Raw genomic sequence first — 24879 nt, 5'->3', positions numbered from 1 at the left:
TCTCACCAGCTCACCGGTAGCTCGTAGACGCCGTACACGGCGCCGTCGTGTTTGAACGGGATGCTCTCCAGGGCGGTCGCCCGGCGCAGGGTCGGGACGCGCCGGTAGAGCGTGCTGTAGACGACCTGGAGCTCCAGCCGGGCCAGGGGCTGACCGAGGCACTGATGCACACCGAAGCCGAAGGCGACGTGCCGGCGGGCGTCGCGGGTCACGTCGAGACGGCCGGGATCCGGGAAGACGCCGGGGTCACGGTTACCGATGTCGTTGGCCATGATCAGGCCGTCGCCCGCGCGGATCGTGACGCCGGCGATCTCGATGTCGTCCAGCGCGACCCGGCGCCGGCCGGTATGGGTGATGTTGAGGTAGCGCAGCAGTTCCTCGACGGCGCCGGCCACCAGTTTCGGGTCGTCGCTGTCGCGCAGCAGGGCCAGCTGGCCGGGGTGCTCAAGCAGGGCCAGGGTGCCCAGCGCGATCATGTTGGCGGTGGTCTCGTGGCCCGCGACCAGCAGCAACACACCGATACCGGCGGCGTCGGAGCGTTTCAGCTCGCCCGCTCGCACGCGGGCGACCAATTGGGACAGCAGGTCGTCGGCGGGCTCGGCGAGCTTCCGCTCGAGCAGCTGGTCCAGGTAGTCGTGCAGAGCCTGGAACGACGCGCCGCGCTGTTCGGGCGGGACACTGCGGCTGATCAGGTTGCGGCTGTGGCCCTGGAACAGGTCGTGATCGGTGTACGGGACGCCGAGCAGCGCGCAGATGACCAGCGACGGGACCGGCAAGGCGAACGCTTCGACCAGGTCGGCCGGATTCGGCCCGGCCAGCATGTCGTCGATCAGGTCGTCGACGATCTTCTGGACGGCCGGCCGCAGCGCCTCGACCCGCTTGATCGCGAACGGAGCGGTCACCATGCGGCGCAGCCGGGCGTGCTCCGGGTCGTCCATCAGGATGAAGCCGATGTTGCTGCCGGTGCCGCCGGCCGGCCGCGCCGGGGAGGGCGACGGATAGCCGGGCCGGGCCGGGTCGGAGCTGAGCCGGGGGTCGGCCAGCAGCGTGCGCTGCTCCGCGAACCGGGTGACCAGCCAGGGTGTGGACCCGTCCCAGAGCCGGACCCGGGTCAGCGGCGCCTGCTCCTGGAGTTCACGCAGGTCAGGGGGCGGATCGAACGGGCATTGCGGGGCTCGTGCCATGGGGAAGGCGGCAGCGGTTTCGTGCGCCATGGGAATAACCTCCTCGATACAGCAGTGCCGAGGCGTTGGGGCGGATTTCTGCCCTTCGTCGGGATCAGTCAACGCGCCGATCCCGGTTTAAGTCAAGTGCTTGAAATCCCGGGCGTGCACGCGGTCGACGGCGGCACGGCACCCACGGCAGCGCGTTCTTGACGGTGTAGTACAGAACACATCCCCAGTTCTTGACGCTTCAGTACAGAACCGAGGTATGTTTTTGACGAACCAGTACAGAACACCTTTCACCAGGGAGAACGAGAACCATGGCAGCTGTACTCATTACCGGCACCTCCAGCGGCATCGGCCGGGCCACCGCGATCGAGCTGGCCAAGCGCGGCCACCGGGTGATCGCCACCGCCCGCAGCCGGTCCGCGATTGCCGACCTCGACGTCGACACCCGGCTGGCGCTCGACGTCAGCGACCAGGCCTCGGTGGACGCCGCCGTCGCCGCGGCCGGCCAGGTCGACGTGCTGATCTCCAACTCGGCCCAGTACTTCCGGTCCGCCGTGGAGGAGACCCCCGCCGACGAACTGCTGAACCTGATCAACGTGAACACCGTCGGCGCGATCCGGGCGACCCGGGCCGTGCTGCCGCAGATGCGCCGCCGGGGCAGCGGCCGCGTCCTCTACGTGTCCAGCATCAACGGGCGGATCGCGTTCCCCCTCGACGGGGCGTACTCGGCCTCGAAGTTCGCCCTCGAAGCGCTCGCCGAGTCACTGGCCCAGGAGACCGCCGCGCACGGGATCTCGGTCGGGCTGCTGCAGCCTGGCCCGGTCGCCAGCGGGGCGCTCGACTCGCCGCGGGAGCTGCGGGGGCCCGACGACGCGTACGCCGACCTGCACGCCCAGACCACCTTCCCCGGCATGATCTCCACCGAGGAGGCGGCGTCGGTGATCGCCGACGCGGTCGACGTGGCCGACCTGCCCCTGCGCGTGCCGGTCGGCGAGTTCGCCCGGCAGATCCTGGCCCTGCGCAAGGCCGCTCCCGACGAGCGCACCTTCGCCCTCGGATGACCTACCACCATTGCTGACGCTTCGAAATCCGGCAACTACGCGCGGTGGCCCCTCCTCCCTACGATCGGCGTATGTCCCCTGCATCACGCAGTCGTAGCGGGAGGGGCCGGTGGTGGCTCGCCATGGTCCCGGGCGTCGGCGTTGCGGTCGCGGCGATGGCAGAGCTCTCCGGCGCACAGGATCCCGGCGCCGTCACGATCACCCTTTGGCTGAGCGTCGTCGTTCTCGCGTTCGCGCTGCCGATTCTGCTGGTGCTCGCCGAGTCGCGCCTGGATCGCCGCCGGCTGGCAGGTGAGGCGATGGACGCGACCCGGCGGCACTTCGTGACCCGGGGCCGAGGGGTCACGCCGTCGTCGTTCCGCCAACAGTGGTATTTCACCGGACGACAGCGTGTGCTGCGGGAACTCACCGCATGGCTGGCGCGCGAGTCCCCCGACGATTTCCGGGTACGCGTGGTGACCGGCGGCCCGGGGACAGGTAAATCCGCGGTGCTGGGCCGGGTGGTGACGTTCGGGCACGCCGTGTTGCGCCGAGACGTGCCTGCCGGCCAGGTGCCGGACGAACCGGGCCTGGTGCCACCGCCGGGAAGTGTCCACTGCGCCGTGCATGCCCGCGGCCGGACGACCGATCAGGTCGCCGCCGCCATCGGCCACGACCTGGGCAGGCCGGTCCGGACCGCCGAGGAGCTGCTGACGGCGGTGCCGCGCGACGCGACGCGGCCGGTCTACGGGATCGTGGTCGACGCCATCGACGAGGCCCAGGACCCGGAGCAGCTCATCTCCGATCTGCTCGAACCGCTGGCCGCGGGGGCGGCGGCGTGGCGTCTGTGCCTCCTGCTCGGTATGCGCACCGGCCCCGACCGCACGCTGCTGCGCCGCTGTGGCCCGCACGCAGTGGAACTGCCGCTGGAAGCTCCCGCCTACTTCGAGCAGGTGGACCTTGCCGAGTACGGCCGGCGGTGTCTGACCGCCGAGGACGAGCCCGGGGTGTCCTCGCCGTACCGGGACGAGCCCGAGCTCGCGGACCGCGTGGCGGGCGCGTTGGCCCGGCGCGCCGGCACGAACTTCCTGGTCGTGCAGTTGACCTGTCTGACGCTGGCAGCCCTGCCGCAGGCCACCGACGATTCGCCTGAACAGTTTCCGGACTCGGTCGATGCCGCGATGGAGCGCTACCTGGCCGCATTCGGGGATGAGCGCAGGCGGGTACGCGATCTTCTGGTTCCGCTGGCCTTCGCCGAGGGCGCCGGTCTGAGCGACCCCGTCGTGTGGGCCGCGCTGGCAACCGAACTCGGCACGGACCGCTACACGGCACAGGACGTGGCGTGGCTGCTCGGTGAGCGCCGGGCGGTTCACCTGCTGGACGTCACCGACCGCACCTTCCGGCTCTTCCACGAGGCTCTGCGGGAACACCTACGGGGGCTGGTCACCGCCCGGATGGACGTCCGCGCCGCGCACCGGGTAGTGATGCGCACGTTGATCAGGCACGTGCCGGCCCAGGCCGACGGCAGCGGACCCGACTGGCTGTCCGCCGGTGAGTACGTCCGCCTGCACCTGGCCGCCCACGCGTCCGCCGCACGCGAGATCACCGGCCTGCTCACCGATCCGCTGTTCCTGGTCGCGACAGATCCCGACCAGGTGATCGGATACCTGCCGGTCTACGACCGGACCGAGGGACCACCCACCGCGGCGATCCAGGCCGTCATCGACGTGGTCCAGCGCGCGGGCCGGATGCTGTTCGTCCACGAGGACGGCGAGCGCGCGGCCTACCTGCAGATGGCGGCACGCAAGCTCGGCGCGGACGACCTCGCCGACGAACTCGGCGCCTTGCCGCTGCGACTGCCCTGGTCGGTGCCGTGGGCCCGATGGCACGCCATCACCGGCGGAAGCGGCCTGATCGGTTCCCAGGCCCACCCGGTCCGCGGCGTGGCAGTCGGAGCCGGGTTGATCGTGGCGCACTCCGAGAGCCGGATCAGCGCGTGGCGGATAACACCGGAACAGATCATGCCCGTCTTCCTTCCCGAGCCTCGCCCGCCAGCACGCTGGGCGGCGCCCGTCCCCGGCGGCATCGTCATCCTGGGCAACGACGGCAGCATGAGCCGATACGACCTGGACAGCCGGGGCGTCGAACCCTGGACTCCCCGGGCTGAGGTGGACCGGCCGAACTACTGCGCCCCGATGGCGTACCGGGGCAGGGATTTTCTGCTGTTGGCGGGTGCCGAAACCGCCCGGCTCTGGGATCCGCAGCGCGCGGAGCCTGCCGGACCACTGCTCCGCCTTCCGGCCGGATCCCGGCCGCTCGCCGCCGCGGTGGTGGTGGATCGCCCGCTGCTGCTGGTCGACCGGCACGGGACGGTCGAAACGCTCGATCTGCTGGCCGGGACCCGGTACGGCGTTCCCTTCCAGGCCTTCGAGGACGGTATCGCCGACCCGGACGGACCCGTGTGGTCGGGTGCGCTCGGCGAGGCCGGCGGACGTGCCGTGGCTGTGCTCGGGGGCCGGCTGGACCGCCCGATCATCCGGCGGGACATCCTGACCGGCCGCGGAGTAGGCGACGACCTCACCGGCCCCGGCATCGGCACGACGGCGCTGACCATCGGTGGCGGCCTGTTGTGGGCGGGCGGCGGCGACGGACGGCTGCGGCTGTGGACCTGGCCCGACGGTCGGCCCGTGGCGCAGGAGATCGCCGCGCACGAGGGTGGCGTCGCCGGCGTCGCGACGCTCAGCCTGTCCGGCGGTCCCGTGGCGGCTACCTGTGGCGGCGACGGCGCGACGCGGATCTGGTACCCCGGCGGGACCACCGAGACCCGTCATGGCTTCGGCGTCGGCCAGCTGCTGCCGATACCCGTAGACGGCCAGGAACGCCTGCTCGCTTCGACCGGTGAGCATCTCCTGCTCCTCGATCCCGCGAACGGCCACACGGTCGCCGCCCGTCCCGCCCCGTGCGAGGACCTGTCGCCGATGGCCCGCAATCCCGGTCCCGGCCCGGAAGACCTCGCGCTGGCAATGGCCGACGGCAGCGTGCACCTCATCAAGGTCGCCACGCTCGAGACCCGGCGCCGGTTCACCGCGTGTGAGCCGCGCCAGATCTCCGCATTGGGCACGGCCCCGGGCCGGATCATGGTGATGACCAGGACCGGTCTCCTGCAGATCTGGGATCCGGACCAGCTGCGGCAGGAGCTCGCGACCGTCGACGTCGGGGGCCTCGTCAGATCGGTGGCATCGATCGGCAACGTCGCGGTCGTGCCCGGCGGGAACCGGATCACGACGGTCGACCTGGACAAAGGTGAGCTCTGTGCCGGGAAACTCGCCGACGGATGCCGGTCCGGCACGGATATCTGGCGCATCAGCACCGGCCGGATCGGCGGGCGGACGGTCGCCGTCGGCGTCGGCGCGCAGGCACATGTGCACGTCTGGGACGCCGCGGACGGCACGCTCCTGGCCGACACCACCCTGGACGACGGACACGGCTTGCGCCTGAGCGATGTCGTCGTGACCCGCCTGCACGACCGTCCCGTGGTGGTCACCGGCAGCTACGGCGGGGCGATCGCCATCTGGGACCTCGACGGCCGGGTCGGCGAGGTGATCGAGATCGGCCCCGCGGTCTGGTCCGTCGCCGTGGTCGGCGGCGACACCATCATGGCCGGCGGCCCGTCCGGGCTGATCGCCATCCGGGTGACGCCCAGCATGATCCGCACCGATCGTCCGCGGCGAAACCTGGGCATCCGAACCACCCGGTGAAGCGGTGCGGGGGTGCCGGCCGGGTCAGAAGGGAAGTTGGCGGCCGCCGTCGGTGAGGAGCCGGCCGGTGGGGCCGTCGGCCGGGAGGGTGGCGAGGTGGACGCTGACCGTGGCGCCGTCGGTGGCGCTGCGGTCGCCGGTGTGGCGGGTCAGGTCGGTGGCGCAGTGCCCGGGGACCGCGGCGTTGACCTTGATCCCGGTGCCGGCCAGCTCCTTGGCGTACATCACGGTGATCATGTTGACCGCGGTCTTGGACGTCGGGTAGACGATCGCCGCCATCCCGGAGAGCGGGTTCGCCGGGTCGGTCATCGACGTGAACGAGCCGACCTCGCTGGACACGTTGACGATCCGGGCGGCGTCCGCCTTCCGCAGCAGCGGCAGGAACGCGTTGGTGACCGCGACCAGGCCGAAGACGTTCGTCTCGAACACCTGCCGCAGCGCCGCCCGGCTGGTCCGGCTCGGGCCGCCCCGGGCGCCCTCGACGCTGCCGGTGATGCCGGCGTTGTTGACCAGCACGTCCAGCCGGCCGTATTCGGCGGCGACCAGCTCGGCCGCCCGGGCGATGGAGTCGTCGTCGCTGACGTCGAGCCGCACGAACCGCGCGCCGAGCGCCGCCGCGGCGGTCGCGCCGAGCTCCTCGTCGCGCGCCCCGACCAGCACCGTCATGCCCTGCTCGGCGAGCAGCCGGGCGGTCTCGTACCCGATTCCCTTGTTGGCGCCGGTGACCAGCGCGATCTTCGTCATGCCGCGATCCTGCGCGGCCCGGGCGGCGCGAGGCAGGGATCACCCGATGCTGGTACAACCGATACCACCTTCCGGGGCGGCCACCGGGGCATCCTTGGGCGATGGACCGGGCGGAGCTGGCGGCGTTCCTGCGATCACGGCGGGCCCGGCTGCGACCCGGTGACGTCGGGCTGCCGGACGGGTCGCGCCGGCGCACGCCCGGGCTGCGCCGGCAGGAGGTGGCGCAGCTGGCCGGCATGTCGATCGACTACTACATCCGGCTGGAGCAGGGCCGCGGGCCGAATCCGTCGCGGCAGATCCTGGCCGCGCTGACCCGGGCGTTGCTACTGAACCGGGACGAGCGTGACTACCTGTTCCGGGTCGCGGGGGTCACTCCCCCGCGGGCGAGCGGCCCGTCGACCGAGATTCCCACGGCGATCCGCTACCTGCTGGACGGGCTGCCGGCGACACCCGCGTACGTCGTCGACGCCAAGTACGACATCCTCGCCTGGAACGGCCTGGCCCCGTACGTCATGGGTGATCTTCTCGATCCCGGTCGCGGTGACCGGAACATGATCCGCTGGCTGTTCGGGCACGACGTCGACCACGAGCGCTGGGACAGCGGGTCGGCGGACGCGTTCACCCGGTCGACCGTCGCCGACCTGCGCGCCGCCTACGCCCGGCATCCCGGGGACGCCGGGCTCGCCGCCCTGGTCACCGAGCTGCTCGGCACCGCGCCACGGTTCGCGGCGATGTGGGCCGAGCACGACATCGAGGTCCGCCGGGCGATCACCAAGAAGGTGCGGACCGCGAGGCTGGGGCCGCTGGAGTACGAGTGCCAGGTCCTGCACATCCCGGAGACCGGCCAGCGGCTGATCGCCTACTGCGCCGCCCCGGGCTCCCGGACCCACCAGGTGTTCCGCGATCTCGCCTCACCAATCGCGGCGGACGGCGTCGGCGATCAGCTCGCCGATCAGGACGGCGGTGGCGGCCGGTCCGCGCATCGGCGCGTCGGGCAGCAGTGACGTGTCGGCGAGGCGCAGGCCGTCGACGCCGTGCACCCGGCCGTACTGATCGGCGACCGGACCCATCGGGGCCGTGCCGCAGGTGTGCTGGGCGGTCCCGAGATGCGCCCGGATCCACTCGTCGAGCGCCCGGTCGTCGCGCAGGGTCGCGGGCGCCGGCCCGCGCAGCCGGGCGCCGGCGATCTCGGCGGTGACCCGCACCGCCTCGCGCAGCCGGCGACGGCTGGCCGGGGTGCCGAGGTAGCCGTAGTCGATCACCGGCGGCTGATCCGGATCGGACGACCGCAGCCGCAGCGTCCCGGTCCGGCTCGGTGTCTGATCGGCCACCAGGAACGCCGGCGGGTCCAGCGACTGCAGGATCTCCAGGTTGCCCGGACCGCCGGCGGCGTCGCTGGAGTTCAGGTGCAGGCACCCGCCGAGCCAGGAGCCGCCCGGATCGGCCGGCATGTCCCACGGCAGCACCACGTGGGGGTGGTCGCTGAACCCGGCGCCGACGCCGGGCGCGTCGCGCACCACGGGGATCCCCAGGCGCTCCAGGTCGTCCCGCGGCCCGATGCCGGACAGCAGCAGCAACTGCGCGGTGGCGAACGCTCCGGCGCTGAGCACGACCGATCCGGCCGCGACGGTGCCGTGCGCGGTGAGCACGCCGGTGACCCGGCCGCTCCCGGTCAGGATCCGGGTCGCCCGGCACCCGCCGAGGACGGTCAGGTTGGGCCGGGCGCGCACCTCGGCGGGCAGATAGGCGAGCCCGGCGTTCCGCCGGATCCCGGCGACGACGTTGCACGGCACCGGGCCGAACCCGGGCGCCCCCTGCTGGTTCTTGTCCGGCTCCGCCGGGAACCCGAGAGCGGCGGCGGCCCGCTGAAACGCCACGGCGGCGGGATGCTCCAGGCGGGCGTGGCGGATCGGCATCGGCCCGGATTCCAGCCGGCGCATCAACGGCAGTACCCGGTCGTACGCCCAGGCCGGCTCGGCCCAGCGGGTGAAGTCCGCGTGCCGGGCGCGGATGAAGTAGCCCCCGTTGACCGTCGTCGAGCCGCCGAGGATCCGCCCGCGCGGCACGATCCAGGGGCGCCCGGGCATCAGGTTCACCGGGTAGTCGACGGTGGCCGGATGCCCGGGCTGCGCCCCGGGGACGCGGCGGGCGTCGAGCAGTCCGGGGTCCTGTTCCAGCGGGCCCGCCTCCAGGACGAGCACGACCCGGCCGGGGTCCTCGCTCAGGCGCGCGGCCAGCACGGCACCGGCGGCGCCCGCCCCGATCACCACGACGTCAGCAGGTTCGGTCTTCTCCACCCTTCCATTTTGGCACCGCATGCCATTAATCTCGCAACAACGGTATCCGCCCTGGCAGAGGAGCAATCATGGACGAGCAGAAGACTGCCGACAACCCGGCCGAGATCGTCGCCGAGCAGGTCCCGGCCGAGGCCCTGATCGAGGCCGACGACCTGGTCGAAGAGGTCTCCATCGACGGCATGTGCGGCGTCTACTAGACCCCGCGCCATGTCCGTCGCCTCGGTCTTCGACCTGGACCGCGCCTGGGACCTGCACCCGCAGGTCTCGGTGCGGCCCGAGCCCTTCGGGGCGCTGCTGTACCACTTCGGCACCCGCAAGCTGTCCTTCCTCAAGGACCGCGGGCTGCTCGCCGTCGTGCAGGAGCTCGCGGACGCGCCGAGCGCGCGGGCCGCCTGCCAGGCCGCCGGTGTCGGCGACCTCCCCCGGTACGCGCGAGCCCTCGCGGTGCTCGCGGAATCGTCCATGCTGACCGAAAGGGGCCCGCAGCCATGACCGCCCTGGTGGATCTCTTCGAGTACGGCCTCGACTCCCCGATCTGCCTGACCTGGGAGCTCACCTACGCCTGCAACCTGTCCTGCACGCACTGCCTGTCCAGCTCCGGCCGGCGTGATCCGCGCGAGCTGAGCACCGCCGAGGCCAAGGCGGTCATCGACGAGCTGGAGGCCATGCAGGTCTTCTACGTCAACATCGGCGGCGGCGAGCCGACCGTGCGCGCCGACTTCTGGGAGCTGCTGGACTACGCCACCGAGCACCACGTGGGCGTGAAGTTCTCCACCAACGGCGTGCGGATCACCCCGGCGATCGCCCGGCGACTGGCCGGCAACGACTACGTCGACGTGCAGATCTCGCTCGACGGCGCGACCGCGGAGGTGAACGACGCCGTACGCGGAAATGGGTCCTATGAGACGGCGATGCGGGCGATGGCGAACCTGGCCGCGGCCGGCATGAAGAACTTCAAGCTGTCGGTGGTGTGCACCCGGCACAACATCGCGCAGCTGGATGAATTCAAGGACATCGCTGACCGGTACGGCGCGCAGCTGCGCCTGACCCGGCTGCGCCCCTCGGGCCGCGGCGCCGACGTCTGGGACGACCTGCACCCGCTGCCGCACCAGCAGCGCGAGCTCTACGACTGGCTGGTGGCCAACGGCGAGCAGGTGCTGACCGGCGACTCGTTCTTCCACCTGTCGGCGTTCGGCGATCCGCTGCCCGGGCTCAACCTGTGCGGCGCGGGCCGGGTGGTGTGCCTGATCGACCCGGTCGGTGACGTGTACGCCTGCCCGTTCGCGATCCACGACGAGTTCCTGGCCGGCAACGTCCGCGGCGAGGGCGGCTTCGCGACGGTGTGGCGCGAGTCGGCGCTGTTCCGGCGGCTGCGCGAGCCGCAGCAGGGCGGGGCGTGCAGTTCGTGCGCGTTCTTCGACACCTGCAAGGGCGGATGCATGGCGGCCAAGTTCTTCACCGGGCTGCCGCTGGACGGGCCGGACCCGGAATGCGTGCAGGGCTACGGCGAGGCGATGCTGGCCAACCGCGGCGCGGTGCCCAAGCCGTCCGGCGACCACTCGCACCGCAAGGTCCGGGTCACCATCTCCCGTCCGCCGGTCAGCGCCTGCGCGGAGTCGCCACTGGCCGGTGCGGACCTGCGCTGATGCCCTGGTTCGAATCGGTCGCCGAGGCACAACGACAGGCAAAGAAGAATTTGCCGTACGTCGTGTACGGCGCGCTGCTGGCCGGTTCGGAGGCCGGCCGCACCGTCGCGGACAACGTCGCCGCGTTCGGCGAGCTGGGCTTCGCCCCGCGGGTCGCCGGCCAGCACGCGCAGCGGGACCTGTCCACGACCGTGCTCGGCATGCGGACGTCCATGCCGGTGCTGATCTCGCCGACCGGGGTGCAGGCCGTGCACCCGGACGGCGAGGTCGCGGTCGCCCGCGCCGCCGCGAACCGTGGCGTGATCATGAGCCTGAGCGACTTCGCGTCGAAGCCGGTCGAAGAGGTCGTCGCGGCCAACCCGGACACCGTGTTCCAGATCCATTGGAGCGCCGACCGGGACACGCTTCTCCAGCGCGTGGATCGGGCCCGGGCGGCGGGGTGCCGGGCGTTGATCATCACCCTGGACTGGTCGTTCTCGCACGGCCGCGACTGGGGCAGCCCGGTCATCCCGGAGAAGGTCGACTTCGCGACGATGCTGCGGATGGCTCCCGGCGTGCTGCGGCACCCGGGCTGGCTGTGGCGGTTCGCGCGGGCCGGGCGGATCCCGGACCTGACCACCCCCAACCAGGGCTCGACGACCTTCTTCGACGCCTACCGGCGGTGGCAACAGGCGACGCCGCCCACCTGGGCGGACGTCGCCTGGCTGGCGCAGCAGTGGGGTGGGCCAATCCTGCTCAAGGGGATCAGCCGGGTCGACGACGCGCGCCGGGCGGTCGACGCAGGCGTCACCGCGCTGTCGGTCTCCAACCACGGCGGCAACAACCTGGACACCACCCCGGCGACGATCCGGCTGCTGCCCTCGATCGCCGCGGCCGTCGGCGACCAGGTCGAGGTGCTGCTCGACGGCGGGATCCGGCGCGGCGGCGACGTGGCCAAAGCCCTCGCGCTCGGCGCGAAAGCCGTCCTGATCGGCCGCGCCTACCTGTGGGGCCTCGCGGCGAACGGTCCGGCCGGTGTGGAGAACGTCCTGGACATCCTGCGCGGTGGCCTCGACTCGGCGGTCCTGGGACTGGGCCACGCCTCGCCCGGGGACCTGGGACCGGACGACCTGGTGATCCCGGACGGCTTCACCCGCACCCTAGGACGGACGATCCCATGACCGAGCTGGCCCGCGCCGTGTGGACCGAGGTGCCCGCCGCCGGCTCGCTGGTCCTGGTCCCGGTGGGCTCGACCGAGCAGCACGGCCCGCACCTACCGTTCACCACCGACACCGTCATCGCCCGCGCCGTCGCCGAGCGGACCGCCGCCGACCTACCCGGAGCCCTGGTCACGCCGGCGATCGCGTTCGGCAACAGCGGCGAACACGCGGGGTTCCCCGGCACGATCTCGATCGGGCACGAGGCGCTGCGGCTGGTATTGATCGAGACGATGCGCTCGCTGGCGCTGTGGGCCGACCGGGTGGTGTTCGTAAACGGTCACGGCGGCAACGTGCGCACGCTCGAAAACGCGGTCACGATGCTGCGGGCCGAGGGGCACCACGTCGCCTGGACGCCGTGCGCGTTCCCCGGCGACGCGCACGCCGGCCGCTCCGAGACCGCCGTGATGCTGCACCTGGCCCCGGACCAGGTCCGAGTGGCCGCCGCGGCCGCCGGGAACACCCGCCCGCTGGCCGAGCTGATGCCGGAGCTCGTCAACGGCGGAGTCCGGTCGGTAGCACCGAACGGCGTGCTCGGCGATCCGGCCGGTGCGTCCGCCGACGAGGGCCGTGACCTGCTGGACGCGCTGGTCACGGCCACGATCCGGCGCATCAGCAGATTCGCCCCCGACTCCCGTGGAAGGTTGGTGACGGCATGACCCTCCCGATCGGTTTCGTCGTCGTGCTCGACGAGAAGACCCGGCTCGTCGACAACGGCCGCGCGCTGCTCGGCGGCGCGCCGACCACCCATCTGCTGCGGCTGACGCCGCGCGCGCAGAAGCTGTTCACCGGACGGAAGCTGCGGGTCCGCGACGCCGCGAGCGCCACGCTCGCCGACCGCCTGCTCGAACTCGCGATCGCGCATCCCCTGGTCGAGGAGTTGCCGCCACACCCGGATCCGCGCTGCACCTATGTCATCCCGGTGCACGACCGGCCGCGGCCGCTCGACCGTCTGCTGACCAGTATCGGCCCGGGCCACGAGGTGATCGTCGTGGACGACGCGTCGGAGGATCGGGCCGGCATCGCGGCGGTCGCCGCCCGGCACGGCGCGCGCCTGATCGCGCTGCCCCGCAATCTCGGCCCGGCCGGCGCCCGCAACGCCGGCCTGCGCGAGGTGACCACGCCGTTCGTGGCGTTCGTCGACTCCGACATCGTGCTCGGCGAGAACACCGTGCAAACCCTTCTAAAACACTTCCATGACCCGCGTACGGCGGTGGCCGTCCCCCGCATCACCGGACTGCACACCCCGTCGTCGCACACCTGGATCGGGCGCTTCGAGAACGCGCGGGGCTCGCTGGATCTGGGGGCCCGGCCCGCCTCGGTCCGGCCCGGTTCCTACGTGTCCTGGGCGTCGACCGCCTGCTCGATCGCCCGGGTGGCGGCGATCGCCGACGGGTTCGACGAGGACATGCGGGTCGCCGAGGACGTCGACTTCGGCTGGCGCGCGGTCGCCGCCGGCTGGCGGGTCCGGTTCGAGCCGTCGGTCGCCGCCGCGCACGAGCACCGGGCGAGGTTCGGCGACTGGTTCACTCGCAAGCTCGTCTACGGCACCGGCGCGCACCCTCTGGCCGTGCGCCACCCGGAGTCGGTCGCCCCGGCGATCGTCGCGCCGTGGAGCGCTGCCCTCACGGTTGCCCTGCTCGCTCAGCGCCGATGGTCACTTCCGGTCGCGGCGGCGATCTGCGGGGTGACCGCGGTGCGGATCGCCCGCAAGCTCGACGTCGAGGAGTCGGCCGGGCTCGGCGTGCGGCTCACCGCCGGTGGCGCGGTCGGCACGCTGCTGCAGACCGGCGCCCTGCTCACCCGGCACTGGTGGCCGGCGACCGTGGCGGGCTGCCTGGTGTCGAAGCGGGTGCGCCGCGCGACCGCGGTGGCCGTGGTCGCCGACGTGCTCCTGGAGTACGCGAACGGCGGGCGGATCGACCTCGACCCACCGCGGTACTGGCTGGCCCATCGGCTCGACGACATCGCGTACGGAAGCGGGGTCTGGTGGTCGGCTCTTCGTGGCCGATCGGTAAAGGCGCTGCTGCCTCAGCTGCGCACCTCGGGCACGTCCCGGAAGGCGCCGGCGAGCCGGGTGAACAGCGTGTCGAGCAGCCCGGTCAGGTCCGCGGACTCGTCCTCCAGCCACAGCTCGTAGGCGGTGACACTGGTCGTCAGCGCGAGGTTGCCGGCCAGTCGCGGCACCGGGCCGTCCGCGGGTTGCCCGGTGCGCCCGGCGATGAACTCGGTGATCAGTTTCTGCCACGAGAGGTAGCGCAACGTCGAGTCGGCGCGCAGCGCGGGCACCCGCAGGATGAGTTCCATGCGGCGGCGGTGCCAGGGCACGACCGCGCTGTCGAACCGGTTGAACTCGATCACCGCGTGCCGGATCGCGTCCATCATCGGCACGTCCGCGGGAACCTCGTCGAGCAGCGCCCGCAGCCGGGTCAGCTGCTCCTCGAACTCGCCCCAGACCAGGTCGTTCTTGGAGGCGAAATACCGGAAGAAGGTACGGCGGCCGATGCCGGCCGCGGTGGCGATGTCGTCGATCGTGGTGTCGTCGAAGCCCTGCCGCTCGAACAGCGCGAACCCGATGCGCTCCAGCTCGGCCCGCGACGCGACCCGCGGCCGCCCACTCCGGACCGCACCGGTCGCCGGCTCCGCCACGCTCGCTCCACTCCGTCGGCCACGCCCGTCGCGTGAATCCTCGCACACGAGGATCCACGCCTCCGGGGGCGACGGGCGGGGGCTGACCGCGTACCGAAATCAGTTTTTGACGTTGAGGGTGAAGCCGTCGGGGACGATGACGTCGTCGCGGGTGACCTCGTGGATCGAGGATCTGCCCAGGCCGAGCAGGGTCTCGTCGATGCCCTGGCGGATGATCTCCAGGACGTTGGTGACGCCGCGCTGGCCGCCGGCCGCCATCCCCCACAGGTAGGCGCGGCCGATCAGGACGGCCTTCGCGCCCAGCGCGAGGGCCTTGACCACGTCACTGCCGCGCCGGATGCCGCCGTCGAGCAGCACCTCGATCTGGTCGCCGACCGCGTCGGCCACCGCGGGCAGGTTGCGGATGCTGGCCGGGGTGGAGTCGAGGTTGTTGCCGCCGTGGTTGGAGACCGAGATCGCGGTGGCGCCGATGTCCACCGCGCGGCGCGCGTCGTCGGGCCGGGTGATCCCCTTGACCATGAAGGGGCCGCCCCACTGCTCGCGCAGCCAGGCCAGGTCCTCCCAGGTCGGCTGCGCCGAGCCCATCCACTGGCCGTAGGCGCCGAAGAAGGTCGGCACCGGCGCCTCGCGGGCGCCCAGGTTGGGCACGCCCAGGTCGGGCAGGTGCCCGCTGCGCAGCCAGGTCCACAGGTAGCCGGGCTTCGGCGCGACCTGCGGGGCGTAGCGCAGCATCGCCTTCAGGTTGATCCGCTCCGGAATGTACGGACTCCCCCAGTCCCGCCGGTAGCCGAAGACCCAGTCCACGGTGACGATCAGGCCCTTGGCGCCGGCCGCGCGGGCCCGCTCGGCCCGGGCCAGCACGTCGTCGCGGCTGCCCACCCAGTACGACTGGAACAGCAGCTTGTCGTTCTCCCTACCGACCTGCTCGACCGGTTTGGAGGCGAACGAGGACAGCGCCATGACGGTGCCGGCGTCGCGGGCGGCCCGGGCCACCGCCAGCTCGCCGTCGGGGTGCACGGCCTGCACGCCGGTCGGCGAGATCAGCACCGGCAGGCTCACCTCCTGGCCCATCACGGTGGTGGCCAGGCTCCGCTTTTCCGGCAGGTCGGCGACGTGCGGCCGGAACCGCAGCTCGCTGAACGCGGCGACGTTGTCGTCCATCGTGACGCCGGCCTCGGCGCCGGCCACCAGCGCCAGGTAGACGCCGCGGGGCAGGCGCTTCTTCGCCCGCCGCTGGGCCTCGGCCACCGTCTCGAACCAGTCTCGTGTGCTCGCCATCGCGCTGTCACCCTTTCTCTTCTGCGATGACCGTACGCTATTTTGGCACCACGTGCCATAAGTAGTTTTGGCACTCTGAGCAGCGCAAACACCAAGAGCCAGGACGCCCTGAGGCACCCTGGCTCCGACGCGTTCGGCGGGTTAGGCGGGTTAGGCGGGGACTCCCGGGTCGGTGACCGGGCCGAGCTGACCGCCGTCGAGCTTGAGCTGCTGGCCGGTGACCCACTTCGACTCGTCGCAGGCGAAGTAGAGCACCGCCTCGGAGACCTCCTCCGGCTCGAGCCACGGCACACCCATCGGCGACTTGTCGACCAGGGCGGGCAGCATGTCCTCACCGGTCGGGTTCGCCAGGTCGGGCCGGAAGGCGTGGTACATGAAGTCGTTGTCCATCATTCCGGAGTGCACGTTGGTCGGGTGCACCACGTTGACCCGGATCCGGCGGCTCGCGAAGACCCGGGACAGGTCGTGGCCGAGCCGGGCGACGTGCCGCTTGGCGTGCGCGTAGCCCAGACCGCCGGGGCCGCCCCGGTCGACCGTGCCGACCAGCAGCGCGGCGGTCGAACCGGTGAGGATGATCGAGGCCCCGGCTTGCAGGTGCGGCTCGGCGGCGGCGACGGTGTTGAACACGCCGACCAGGTTCACGTCGACGACGTCGAGGAACGCCTTCACCGTGTCCGACCCCATGGTCAGGATGCCGGCGTTGGCGACCACGATGTCCAGGCGGCCGAACTCGGCGATGCCCGCGCTGACCGCGGCCGCCAGGTCGGCCGGCACCCGCACGTCGGCCGGCGTGGCGACGATCCGGCGGCCGAGCGCCTCGACCTGCCGTACCGTCTCCTCGAAATCGTCTTTTCGGGACAGTGGATAGGGCACCGTGTCGATGGTGTCGAGCAGGTCGACCGCGATGATGTCGGCGCCCTCGCGGGCCAGCCGGACCGCGTGGGTGCGGCCCTGCCCCCGGGCGGCGCCGGTGATGAAGGCGACCTTGCCCTCAAGACGTCCTGACATAGCTCTCTCCTTCTAGAAACCGGCCGGGATCTGGTCGAGGATCACGCTCTTGGGCTCCAGGTACGGCAGCAGGCCGTCCCGGTTGCCCTCGCGCCCGAAGCCGGACTGCTTGACGCCGCCGACCCCCATCCGCGGGTCGCTGCGGAAGCCGTTGTGCCCGACCGTGCCCGAGCGGATCCGCCGCGCCGCGTGGTAAGCGCGGTCGATGTCGTTGGTGAAGACCGACGCGTTGAGGCCGAAGACGGTCTGGTTGGCCAGCTCGATCGCATGTTCCTCGCTGTCGGCCGGGATGACGCTCAGCACCGGGCCGAAGATCTCCTCCTGAGCGATCGTCGACTGGTTGTCGACGCCGGCGAAGACGGTCGGCTCGAGGTAGTAGCCGCGGTCGAAGTCCTTGGGCCGGCCGCCACCGCCGATCAGCTTGGCGCCCTCGGCCACACCTTTCCGGATGTAGCTCTCCACCCGGTCGCGCTGGCGCTCCATGGCCAGCGGCCCGATCTGCGCGTTCGGGTCGAACGGGTCGCCGATCCGGGCCGCACTGAAGTGGCCGGCCAGCGCCTCGGCGAACGCGTCGTGCCGGTCGCGGGTCACGATGATCCGGGTCAGTGACGCGCACACCTGCCCGTTGAGCGTGCACTCGGCGGCGGCCAGCGCCTTGGCCGCGGTGTCCAGGTCGTAGTCGTCGAAGATGATCGCCGGCGACTTGCCGCCCAGTTCGAGGGTGTAGCGGGCCACCCGCTCGCCGCAGATGCTCGCGATCCGCCGGCCCACCGCGCTGGAGCCGGTGAAGGCGATCTTGTCGACCCGCGGATCCCGGACCAGCAGCTCGGAGGCCTCCCGGTCGGCGGTCAGCACGTTGAGCACGCCGGCCGGCAGGCCGATCTCCTCGGCGACCTCGGCCAGCACGTAGGCCTCGCCGGGCGCCTCGGGCGGCGCCTTGACGACGACCGTGCAGCCGGCGACCAGGGCCGGCGCGACCTTGTAGGCGATCAGCGAGGCGGGCGTGTTCCAGGCGACGATCGCCCCGACCACGCCGATCGCCTCGCGCACGACCGCGCCGAAGCCGCCCTGCATCGGCGTGTGCCGGGTCGCCCACTCGAAGTCGGCGGCCAGGTCGGCGTAGAAGTCGTAGGTGGCGCCGACCCGGGCCATCGAGGCGACCGCCATCGTGTGCAGGACGCCGACCTGCCGGGTCCAGAGCAGCCCGGCGTCGTCCGCCCGGCGCCGCAGGCCCTCGGCGAGTTTGTGCACCCAGGCGGCGCGCTCGGCCGGGGGCAGCAGCGACCAGCCGGTGCGGTCGAACGCGGTGCGGGCCGCCGCGATGGCCGCCGACATGTCCGCCTCGCCGGCGAGCGACACGCGGTAGTAGAGCTCCTCCGTGGCGGGGTCCACGATGCCGAAGCTCGCGGCCGAGGCCGGTGCGACCCACCGCCCGTCGATGAAGAACCTCTCCGGGTGCCGCAGCGGCACCTCGGCGTCCCGCTGATCAGCGCGGAGTTCGCTGGACATCCGACCACCGTTCCCTTTAGTAGAACGACTGTTTCATTGTAAACACGAACAGCATCGGACTACGGCTGGTCACTGTCAAGGACGTGGGCCTGGAAGGTCGCCTCCCGTAACACGTCCTTGACAGCCATTGTTACCTCCAACACACTCGATCACGTTGTAGAGATCACGCGTTCTCTACAACGAAACGCCGAATGAAAGAGGCGAGAATGGCAGATTCCCTTGGCCCGACGGCGCCGCCGCGGGCCCAGCGCGCCCCCGCGCTGATCATCACGATCCTGATCCTGGCCGCGGTCGTCAGCTCGTTCGAGGCGACGATGATGTACACCGCACTGCCCGGGATCATCGAGCAGTTCCACTCCACGCCCAGTGCCGCCGGATGGATCCTCACCGGGTTCCTCCTGGTCGGCGCCGCGTCGGCGGCCATCAGCGGTCGCCTCGGAGACGCCTTCGGCCGTCGCAACGTCCTGATCGTCGTGCTGCTCGCGTCAGTGGTCGGCTCGGCGGTCAGCCTGTTCGCGCACAGCCTGGCCGTGCTGATCGCCGGGCGGTCGATCCAGGGCCTGGCCGGTGGCCTGGTCCCGCTCTGCGTCGGCATCCTGCGCGAGAACCTGCCGCGTAGGAACCTGCCGGTCGCGGTGGCCACGGTCGCCGGCGCGGCGATGTGCGGTGGCGCGGCCGGCAACATCGTCGCGGGCAACATCTACGACGCCTGGGGCTGGCACTACATCTTCGTGGTCTCCCTGGTGCTCGCCCTGGTCACCGCGGCCGGCGCGGTCCTGCTGCCGGCGGCGGTCAGCCGGACCGGCTTCGCGAAGATCGACTGGCTCGGCGGCATCCTGTTCGCGCCGGGCATCGCCCTGGCCATGTACGGCATCCACGAGAGCAGCAACTGGGGCTGGGACAGCGGCAAGACCCTCGGCTTCATCGCCGGCGGCCTGCTGGTGCTGGCCGCCTGGGTGGCCTGGGAGTACTTCCACGACAACCCACTGCTCAACGTCCGGTACTTCGCCTCGCGCAAGATCGGCCTGACCCTGGTCGTCACGATGCTGGTCTCCTTCGGCACGCTGGGCATCTCCGGTTTCCTCGGCCAGCTGGTCATGCAGATGCCGAAGATCGCGCCGGTCGGCCTCGGCCTGAGCGCCGGGGTCGCCGGGGACATCTCGTTCGCCTGCTCGCTGCTCGGCTTCGCGATCGCCCCGCTGAGCGGCCGGCTCTCGCGCGGCGGGCGCTCGCGCAACGCGTTCCTGATCGGCGCCGCGTTCGGCCTGGCCGCCGCGGTCCTCTCGGCCCTGCTGCTCGGCACGGTCGCCGGGTGGATCGTCTCGCAGCTCGTGCTGACCTGCGCCACCGGATTCATGCTCAGCTCGCTGCCGAACCTGATCGTCGAGGGCGTGCACGGCGAGAACACCAGCGAGGTGTCCGGCTTCTACATGGTCACCCAGAACGCGTTCGCGGCCGTCGGCACCTCGGTCGGGACGACCATCCTGTCCCAGCACCTGATCCAGGGCACCCCGTTCAGCACCCATGCCAGCTACAACATCCTGTTCGCGATCATCGCGGTCGGCGCGGTGCTGGCCTTCGTGGTGGCGCTGTTCATCCGCAAGGGCACGCTCGGCGAGACGGCCGGCGACCTCGGCCAGGCGGAGTCGCAAGGTCAGTTGACCCATCTCTCCGCATGAACGACTGTTTTAATCACGCAGGCTCAATTCGGCGACCCCCAGATCCCCGAGCGTGACCGCGGACCCGGGCAGCGTGCTCCCCGGGTCCGCGCGCAGCCCGTCGAGCACCAGACGCAGCCACCGCTGCGCCCGGACCCGCCCGGCCGGATCGGCGGCCGCGAGCGGCGACCCGAGCACCAGCGACACCAGGCTCAGCACGTCCCCGGAACCGACGTCGGCGCGGATCGCGCCCTCCCGCTGCGCGTCGCGCACCAGGGCGTCCAGCGCGCCCATCATCTCCCGGTGCACGTCGCGGGACTCCGGCGCGGCGTGCACCGGGGTCCAGACCTGCGGAGACAGGAAGGCCAGATGAATCGTCAGGAGCAGGTTCTCCGAACCGGTCAGCAACCGGACCAGCGCGTCCCAGGCGCTCGCCGACTCCCGGGACGCGGCCCGCAGGTCTTCCAGCACGGCCCGGAAGGCGTGCGCGGCGACCGCGGCGACCAGCTCGCCACGGTCCGGGAAGCGCCGGTACAACGTGCCGACGCCGACGCCGGCCCGGCGGGCGATCGCCTCCATCGGCACGTCCAGGCCCGACTCGCCGAACATCCGCATCGCCGTCGCGATGATCTGCTGCAGGTTGCGCCGGGCGTCCGCGCGCATCGTCGACTCGCTAGCCAATTTTTAAAATCCCCTGTCGAAAAGTATGGCCGGGGACGGCATCGTGTGATTAGCCTCGCAGAGATAACCGGACGATGACCTTCCGTTTACAGCTTAGCGCCTCCCAGGAGCCCGCCATGACGTCACCGACGATCTCGTTCACCCGTACGGAGCCCTACCGGCCGCCGGCCGATCACGTGAAACTGCAGGCCGAGGCCCCGATCAGCCGGGTGCGCCGGCCCGACGGCCGCGAGCTCTGGGTGCTCACCCGGCACGAGGACGTCCGGGCCATGCTGATGGACACCCGGTTCAGCTCGGACCGTCGCGACCCGCGGCACCCCGCGCACATGGCCCACATGGGGCCGGACTACAAACCGGGGCTGATCGAGATGGATCCGCCCGAGCACACCGCGCTGCGCCGCTCGCTGATCGGCGAGTTCACCGTGTCGCGGCTGGCCGCCTGGCGGCCGCGGATCCAGCAGATGGTCGACGAGAGCATCGACGCGATGCTGGCCGGGCCGGCGCACACCGATCTGGTCGAGGCGCTCTCGCTGCCGATCCCGTCGATGGTCATCTCCGAGATGCTCGGGGTGCCGTACACGGATCACGCCTTCTTCCAGGAGAACAGCGCGAACTTCTCGCGGATCGACACGACCCCGGAGCAGAAGGGCGCCGCCGTCGCCAACCTGCGCGGCTACCTCGCCGACCTGGTCCAGCAGAAGCTCAAGGAGCCGGGCAACGACCTGCTCACCCGCCAGCTCGCCGCCGGCGTCGCCCCCGAGGACCTCGGCCCGATCGGGTTCCTGCTGCTGATCGCCGGGCACGAGACCACCGCGAACATGATCTCGCTGTCCATCGCCACCCTGCTGGACCGGCGCGAGAAGCTGCAGGCGCTCCGCGACGACCCGGCGATCACCGTCGGCGCGGTGGAGGAGCTGCTGCGCTACTTCACCATCGCCGAGGTCGGGCACCAGCGCCTCGCACTGGCCGACATCGAGATCGGCGGCGTCCTGATCCGGGAGGGCGAGGTGGTGTTCGGGCTCGCCCACACCGCGAACCGGGACGCATCGGTCTTCCCCGAGCCGGACGACCTCGACTTCACCCGGCTGGCCCGCAACCACCTCGCGTTCGGGTTCGGCCCGCACCAGTGCCTCGGCCAGAACCTCGCCCGCCTGGAGCTGGAGATCGTCCTCGCCACCGTGCTGCGCCGGATGCCCACGCTGCGGCTGGCGGTGCCGTTCGACGAGATCCCGTTCAAGGAGAACGGCCCGAACTACGGCGTCAACGAGCTGCAGGTGGCGTGGTGAGCATGCACCTCGAGGCCAACCGGGACCGCTGCGTCGGCTCCGGGCAGTGCGTCCTGGTCGACCCGGACGCCTTCGACCAGGACGACGCCGACGGCCTGGTCGTCCTGCTCCGCGCGCAACCGCACGACGACGCCGGACTCGCCCGGGCCCGGGAAGCGGTCAACGTCTGCCCGGGCCGCGCCCTCTCGCTCGCCGACTGACCGCTCAACCGAACATCCATCCCGTTCGGCCACTCACTGCTGCGGCCACCGGGCCGGGCCGTCAAAACCTTGCTTCGGTACGACCGGAGCCCGTCCCGTTGTGTGTGACATACGTTCCGTTGGAGAAGAACATGACCTTCGTGGTGACGCAGGGCTGCGTCGACGTTCAGGACAAGAGCTGCATCCAGGTCTGCCCGGCCGACTGCATCTACGAGGGCGCCCGGATGATGTACATCAACCCGGACCAGTGCATCGACTGCGGCGCCTGCGAAGAGGTGTGCCCGATGTCGGCGATCCGCTTCGACGGCGACCTGGCCGGCGAGGACGAGAAGTTCCTCGACCTCAACGCCGAGTTCTTCGAGGCGACCGGCCCGCTCAAGGGCGCCCGCAAGCTCGGCCGGATCGAGCACGACGTCGACTACGTCGTTCAGCTGCCGCCCCAGGGGAGCTGATGGCCCGCCCGCTGCGTGTCGCGATCGTCGGCTCCGGCCCGGCCGGCCTGTACTGCGCGCAGATCCTGACCGAGGAGGCCGACCGGGACGTCGCGGTGGACGTGTTCGAGCGCCTGCCCACCCCGTTCGGCCTGGTCCGGTACGGCGTCGCGCCGGACCACCAGAAGATCAAGTCGATCGTCGCCGCGCTGGCCGAGACGTTCGAGTCCCCCCGCGTGCGGTTCCTCGGCAACGTGACAGTCGGCGCCGACCTCGGCCTCGACGAGCTGCGTGCCCGCTACGACGCCGTGGTGCTGGCCGCCGGCGCGCCGCTGGACCGCCGGCTCGGTGTCCCCGGCGAGCACCTGCCCGGCGTCCTGCCCGCCCGGCACTTCGTGTCCTGGTACAGCGGCCACCCGGACGCGACCTTCGACACCGCGCTGCTGGCCGCCGAGCGGGCCATGGTCGTGGGCGTCGGCAACGTGGCGCTCGACGTGGCGCGCATGCTGGTCCGTACCCCGGACGAGCTGCGCCGCACCGACGTGCCCGAGCACGTGATCGACGCGCTGGCCGGGCACGCGGTCCGCGAGGTCACCGTCGTCGGGCGCCGCGGCCCGCGGTTCGCCAGGTTCACCAACAAGGAGCTGCTCGAACTGGCCGCGGTGCCGAGCGCCGACCTGATCGTCGAGCCCGCGGACCTGGCGCTGCCCGACGCCGAGCTCTCTCGCGTCGCCGGTGAGCCGGCCACCAAGCGGCTGCTCGCCTCGCTGCAGAAGATCGCCGACCGGGAGCCGGCGGGCCGCGACCGGCGCATCCGGTTGCTGTTCGACCGGACCCCGATCGAGTTCACCGGCGACACCGGCGTGCGGACGGTGCGCCTGGCCCGCACCAGCGATCCCACCGTCGTCGAGGAGATCGACGCCGGCCTGGTCCTGCCGGCGGTGGGCTACCGCAGCACGCCGCTGCCGGGCGCCCCCTTCGACGACGCCACCGGGACGATCCCGCACGCCGACTCCCGCGTCGACCGGGCCGGCGGGCTCTACGTCGTGGGCTGGGCCAAGCGCGGACCCAGCGGCGTGATCGGCACCAATCGCCTGTGCGCGAGCGAGACCGTGGCCAGCCTCCTGGCCGACGCTCCCGCCCTGCTCGATCGGGACCTGGCCGGCGGGCCGGTCGACGACCTGCTGCGCTCGCGCGGCGTACCGGTGGTCGGCTGGGACCGCTGGCAGCGCATCGAGGCCGCCGAGGCGCGGCTGGGCGCCGCGCACGGGCGCGACCGGGTCAAGCTGCACGACACGGCGAGCATGCTGGCGGCGGCCGGCATCGCCTGACCGGCCACCCGCGAAGAGGCCCCGCACCGATCGGTGCGGGGCTTTCGTCGTACGTCCGCCCTGCTAGTGTTTTGTTTAAGAGAACCGCCATTCGACTGAGCGGGATTCCCGGACAGGCAGAGGAGCAGGACGTGGACACGCAGGCAACCGGAGCGCCGAGCGCCCCCGACCGGCAGCGTCATCCCCTGGCGCGCGGGATCGAGATCGTCACCCTGATGGTCGACAGCGGCGAGCCGTCCTACGGCGTGCGCGAGCTCGGCAACCGTCTCGGGGTCAGCGCCAGCACCGCCCACCGGCTGCTCGGCGACCTGGAGGAGCTGGGGATGGTGTCGCGCACCCCGGCCGGCAACTACCGCCTGGGCATGGAGTTCCTGCGCCTGGCCTGGACCGCCAGCACCCGCTTCCCGATCCGCGAGGCGGCCACCGACGTGCTGGCCGACCTGAGCAAGGAGAGCGGCGAGTCGTCGTTCTTCGCGGTCTACAACGAACAGCGCCGCCGGCTGATGTTCGCGGTCTCGGTCGAGTCCCCGCACCCGCTGCGGTACACGGTGCCCCAGGGCGTCTGGCTGCCGCTGCACGCCGGGGCCAGCGGGCTGGCGATCCTCGCCTTCCTGCCCGCCGACGTGCAGGATCAGATCATCCACGGGGCGCTGGACGCGCTCACCGAGCGGACGCTGGTCGACGCGGACAAGCTGGCCGAGCGGCTGGCCCAGATCCGGCGGGACGGGTACGCGCTGTCGCACGGGGAGCGGATCGACGGGGCGATCGCCATCGCCGCCCCGGTGCTGGGGCCGGCCGACGCGGTGATCGGCGATGTCGGCATCACCATTCCGGAGACGCGTTTCAACGCCACCCGGACGGCCGAGATGACCGCGCTCGTCAAGGAGGCGGCGGCGCTGCTGACCCGGCGCTTCACCGGCGCCCGCCCCGAGTCGGCGAAGGCCGGCGGCTGACGCGTTGTAGGCCGGGTCCGACCGGTTGAGCGGAACGCGATC

General features: G+C 71.7%; 23 protein-coding genes. 15 read left to right on the top strand and 8 right to left on the bottom strand.

Translation table 11 applies throughout. The features are described 5' to 3' along the window. Positions 1–2: 2 nt before the first annotated feature. A complete protein-coding gene (locus tag L3i22_RS24000; protein ID WP_255658540.1) occupies positions 3–1214 on the bottom strand; it encodes a cytochrome P450 in 1212 nt (403 codons plus the stop codon). Positions 1215–1483: 269 nt separating this feature from the next. Between L3i22_RS24000 and L3i22_RS23995 the strand changes: the two genes are divergently transcribed. Beyond that, complete coding sequence (locus L3i22_RS23995; protein ID WP_221329195.1) at positions 1484–2233, top strand: SDR family NAD(P)-dependent oxidoreductase; 750 nt, start codon at positions 1484–1486, stop codon at positions 2231–2233. Between the two features lie 155 nt (positions 2234–2388). Then, on the top strand, positions 2389–5970 hold the full coding sequence (locus L3i22_RS23990; protein WP_221329194.1) for a WD40 repeat domain-containing protein: 3582 nt from the start codon (positions 2389–2391) through the stop codon (positions 5968–5970). 24 nt (positions 5971–5994) lie between these two features. Here the strand turns inward: L3i22_RS23990 and L3i22_RS23985 are convergent, their stop codons facing one another. Continuing rightward, on the bottom strand, positions 5995–6714 hold the full coding sequence (locus tag L3i22_RS23985; protein ID WP_221329193.1) for an SDR family NAD(P)-dependent oxidoreductase: 720 nt from the start codon (positions 6712–6714) through the stop codon (positions 5995–5997). A 101-nt stretch (positions 6715–6815) separates the two neighbouring features. Between L3i22_RS23985 and L3i22_RS23980 the strand changes: the two genes are divergently transcribed. Next, on the top strand, positions 6816–7718 hold the full coding sequence (locus L3i22_RS23980; protein WP_221329192.1) for a helix-turn-helix transcriptional regulator: 903 nt from the start codon (positions 6816–6818) through the stop codon (positions 7716–7718). Here L3i22_RS23980 and L3i22_RS23975 read toward each other — a convergent pair. Further along, the gene (locus tag L3i22_RS23975) at positions 7626–9011 is read right to left on the bottom strand and encodes a GMC family oxidoreductase (protein ID WP_255658539.1); all 1386 of its coding nucleotides are present in this window, start codon (positions 9009–9011) and stop codon (positions 7626–7628) included. The genes L3i22_RS23980 and L3i22_RS23975 overlap by 93 nt on opposite strands. A 68-nt stretch (positions 9012–9079) precedes the next feature. Between L3i22_RS23975 and mftA the strand changes: the two genes are divergently transcribed. The 6 genes from mftA to mftF are packed head-to-tail and all read left to right on the top strand — an operon-like array spanning position 9080 to position 13993. After that, a complete protein-coding gene (mftA, locus tag L3i22_RS23970) occupies positions 9080–9208 on the top strand; it encodes a mycofactocin precursor MftA (protein WP_221329190.1) in 129 nt (42 codons plus the stop codon). A gap of 10 nt (positions 9209–9218) precedes the next feature. Further along, entirely contained in the window at positions 9219–9503 is a 285-nt protein-coding gene (gene mftB / locus L3i22_RS23965; protein WP_221329189.1) for a mycofactocin biosynthesis chaperone MftB, read from the top strand. Further along, positions 9500–10657: a mycofactocin radical SAM maturase gene (mftC, locus tag L3i22_RS23960; protein WP_221329188.1), complete on the top strand. Its 1158-nt coding sequence runs from the start codon at positions 9500–9502 to the stop codon at positions 10655–10657. Before mftB ends, mftC begins: the two co-directional genes overlap by 4 nt. After that, on the top strand, positions 10657–11817 hold the full coding sequence (mftD, locus tag L3i22_RS23955) for a pre-mycofactocin synthase MftD (RefSeq protein WP_221329187.1): 1161 nt from the start codon (positions 10657–10659) through the stop codon (positions 11815–11817). Before mftC ends, mftD (L3i22_RS23955) begins: the two co-directional genes overlap by 1 nt. Continuing rightward, positions 11814–12512 carry a mycofactocin biosynthesis peptidyl-dipeptidase MftE gene (gene mftE / locus L3i22_RS23950; protein ID WP_221329186.1) on the top strand — a complete coding sequence of 233 codons (699 nt, stop codon included), beginning with the start codon at positions 11814–11816 and terminating at the stop codon, positions 12510–12512. The genes mftD (L3i22_RS23955) and mftE overlap by 4 nt, the downstream gene beginning before the upstream one ends. Next, the gene (gene mftF, locus L3i22_RS23945; RefSeq protein WP_221329185.1) at positions 12509–13993 is read left to right on the top strand and encodes a mycofactocin biosynthesis glycosyltransferase MftF; all 1485 of its coding nucleotides are present in this window, start codon (positions 12509–12511) and stop codon (positions 13991–13993) included. The genes mftE and mftF overlap by 4 nt, the downstream gene beginning before the upstream one ends. Here mftF and mftR read toward each other — a convergent pair. The 4 genes from mftR to L3i22_RS23925 all read right to left on the bottom strand — a co-directional run bounded on the left by mftR (position 13885) and on the right by L3i22_RS23925 (position 18297). Then, the gene (gene mftR / locus L3i22_RS23940) at positions 13885–14502 is read right to left on the bottom strand and encodes a mycofactocin system transcriptional regulator (RefSeq protein ID WP_221329184.1); all 618 of its coding nucleotides are present in this window, start codon (positions 14500–14502) and stop codon (positions 13885–13887) included. The two genes, mftF and mftR, sit on opposite strands and share 109 nt — an antisense overlap. 99 nt (positions 14503–14601) lie before the next feature. After that, positions 14602–15780 (bottom strand): pre-mycofactocin synthase MftD, encoded by a 1179-nt coding sequence (gene mftD, locus L3i22_RS23935; protein ID WP_221329183.1) that lies wholly within the window; start codon positions 15778–15780, stop codon positions 14602–14604. A gap of 150 nt (positions 15781–15930) precedes the next feature. Then, on the bottom strand, positions 15931–16788 hold the full coding sequence (locus L3i22_RS23930) for a mycofactocin-coupled SDR family oxidoreductase (RefSeq protein WP_221329182.1): 858 nt from the start codon (positions 16786–16788) through the stop codon (positions 15931–15933). Positions 16789–16800: 12 nt separating this feature from the next. Then, positions 16801–18297: an aldehyde dehydrogenase gene (locus L3i22_RS23925; protein ID WP_221329181.1), complete on the bottom strand. Its 1497-nt coding sequence runs from the start codon at positions 18295–18297 to the stop codon at positions 16801–16803. 206 nt (positions 18298–18503) lie between these two features. Here L3i22_RS23925 and L3i22_RS23920 point away from each other — a divergent pair, with 206 nt between their 5' ends. Next, positions 18504–19976 carry an MFS transporter gene (locus L3i22_RS23920; protein WP_221329180.1) on the top strand — a complete coding sequence of 491 codons (1473 nt, stop codon included), beginning with the start codon at positions 18504–18506 and terminating at the stop codon, positions 19974–19976. Between the two features lie 9 nt (positions 19977–19985). Here L3i22_RS23920 and L3i22_RS23915 read toward each other — a convergent pair whose 3' ends face one another. Then, entirely contained in the window at positions 19986–20618 is a 633-nt protein-coding gene (locus L3i22_RS23915) for a TetR/AcrR family transcriptional regulator (protein WP_221329179.1), read from the bottom strand. A gap of 134 nt (positions 20619–20752) precedes the next feature. Here L3i22_RS23915 and L3i22_RS23910 point away from each other — a divergent pair, with 134 nt between their 5' ends. From L3i22_RS23910 to L3i22_RS23890, 5 genes are all read left to right on the top strand, one after another. Next, positions 20753–21922 (top strand): cytochrome P450, encoded by a 1170-nt coding sequence (locus L3i22_RS23910; protein ID WP_221329178.1) that lies wholly within the window; start codon positions 20753–20755, stop codon positions 21920–21922. A gap of 2 nt (positions 21923–21924) precedes the next feature. Further along, complete coding sequence (locus L3i22_RS23905) at positions 21925–22122, top strand: ferredoxin (RefSeq protein ID WP_221330122.1); 198 nt, start codon at positions 21925–21927, stop codon at positions 22120–22122. Between the two features lie 131 nt (positions 22123–22253). After that, positions 22254–22574, top strand: a complete 321-nt coding sequence (fdxA, locus tag L3i22_RS23900; RefSeq protein ID WP_221329177.1) for a ferredoxin — start codon at positions 22254–22256, stop codon at positions 22572–22574. After that, a complete protein-coding gene (locus L3i22_RS23895) occupies positions 22574–23884 on the top strand; it encodes an FAD-dependent oxidoreductase (protein WP_221329176.1) in 1311 nt (436 codons plus the stop codon). The genes fdxA and L3i22_RS23895 overlap by 1 nt, the downstream gene beginning before the upstream one ends. 131 nt (positions 23885–24015) lie before the next feature. Continuing rightward, positions 24016–24837: an IclR family transcriptional regulator gene (locus L3i22_RS23890; RefSeq protein WP_221329175.1), complete on the top strand. Its 822-nt coding sequence runs from the start codon at positions 24016–24018 to the stop codon at positions 24835–24837. The last annotated feature ends 42 nt before the right edge of the window (positions 24838–24879 follow it).

Origin of the sequence: Actinoplanes sp. L3-i22 (genome assembly GCF_019704555.1) — a bacterium.
GTDB lineage: Bacteria > Actinomycetota > Actinomycetes > Mycobacteriales > Micromonosporaceae > Actinoplanes.
This window is presented reverse-complemented; position numbering and strand designations above follow the sequence as displayed.

What these genes read in the sequence shown, in the direction of transcription:
- L3i22_RS24000 (WP_255658540.1), bottom strand. Translation starts at nt 1,214, where the DNA reads ATGGCGCACGAAACCGCTGCCGCCTTCCCCATGGCACGAGCCCCGCAA.
- L3i22_RS23895 (WP_221329176.1), top strand. Translation starts at nt 22,574, where the DNA reads ATGGCCCGCCCGCTGCGTGTCGCGATCGTCGGCTCCGGCCCGGCCGGC.
- mftE (WP_221329186.1), top strand. Translation starts at nt 11,814, where the DNA reads ATGACCGAGCTGGCCCGCGCCGTGTGGACCGAGGTGCCCGCCGCCGGC.
- mftA (WP_221329190.1), top strand. Translation starts at nt 9,080, where the DNA reads ATGGACGAGCAGAAGACTGCCGACAACCCGGCCGAGATCGTCGCCGAG.
- L3i22_RS23910 (WP_221329178.1), top strand. Translation starts at nt 20,753, where the DNA reads ATGACGTCACCGACGATCTCGTTCACCCGTACGGAGCCCTACCGGCCG.
- L3i22_RS23990 (WP_221329194.1), top strand. Translation starts at nt 2,389, where the DNA reads ATGGCAGAGCTCTCCGGCGCACAGGATCCCGGCGCCGTCACGATCACC.
- L3i22_RS23905 (WP_221330122.1), top strand. Translation starts at nt 21,925, where the DNA reads ATGCACCTCGAGGCCAACCGGGACCGCTGCGTCGGCTCCGGGCAGTGC.
- L3i22_RS23980 (WP_221329192.1), top strand. Translation starts at nt 6,816, where the DNA reads ATGGACCGGGCGGAGCTGGCGGCGTTCCTGCGATCACGGCGGGCCCGG.
- L3i22_RS23925 (WP_221329181.1), bottom strand. Translation starts at nt 18,297, where the DNA reads ATGTCCAGCGAACTCCGCGCTGATCAGCGGGACGCCGAGGTGCCGCTG.
- mftC (WP_221329188.1), top strand. Translation starts at nt 9,500, where the DNA reads ATGACCGCCCTGGTGGATCTCTTCGAGTACGGCCTCGACTCCCCGATC.
- fdxA (WP_221329177.1), top strand. Translation starts at nt 22,254, where the DNA reads ATGACCTTCGTGGTGACGCAGGGCTGCGTCGACGTTCAGGACAAGAGC.
- L3i22_RS23995 (WP_221329195.1), top strand. Translation starts at nt 1,484, where the DNA reads ATGGCAGCTGTACTCATTACCGGCACCTCCAGCGGCATCGGCCGGGCC.
- mftD (WP_221329187.1), top strand. Translation starts at nt 10,657, where the DNA reads ATGCCCTGGTTCGAATCGGTCGCCGAGGCACAACGACAGGCAAAGAAG.
- mftF (WP_221329185.1), top strand. Translation starts at nt 12,509, where the DNA reads ATGACCCTCCCGATCGGTTTCGTCGTCGTGCTCGACGAGAAGACCCGG.
- mftD (WP_221329183.1), bottom strand. Translation starts at nt 15,780, where the DNA reads ATGGCGAGCACACGAGACTGGTTCGAGACGGTGGCCGAGGCCCAGCGG.
- L3i22_RS23930 (WP_221329182.1), bottom strand. Translation starts at nt 16,788, where the DNA reads ATGTCAGGACGTCTTGAGGGCAAGGTCGCCTTCATCACCGGCGCCGCC.
- L3i22_RS23915 (WP_221329179.1), bottom strand. Translation starts at nt 20,618, where the DNA reads ATGCGCGCGGACGCCCGGCGCAACCTGCAGCAGATCATCGCGACGGCG.
- L3i22_RS23985 (WP_221329193.1), bottom strand. Translation starts at nt 6,714, where the DNA reads ATGACGAAGATCGCGCTGGTCACCGGCGCCAACAAGGGAATCGGGTAC.
- L3i22_RS23920 (WP_221329180.1), top strand. Translation starts at nt 18,504, where the DNA reads ATGGCAGATTCCCTTGGCCCGACGGCGCCGCCGCGGGCCCAGCGCGCC.
- mftB (WP_221329189.1), top strand. Translation starts at nt 9,219, where the DNA reads ATGTCCGTCGCCTCGGTCTTCGACCTGGACCGCGCCTGGGACCTGCAC.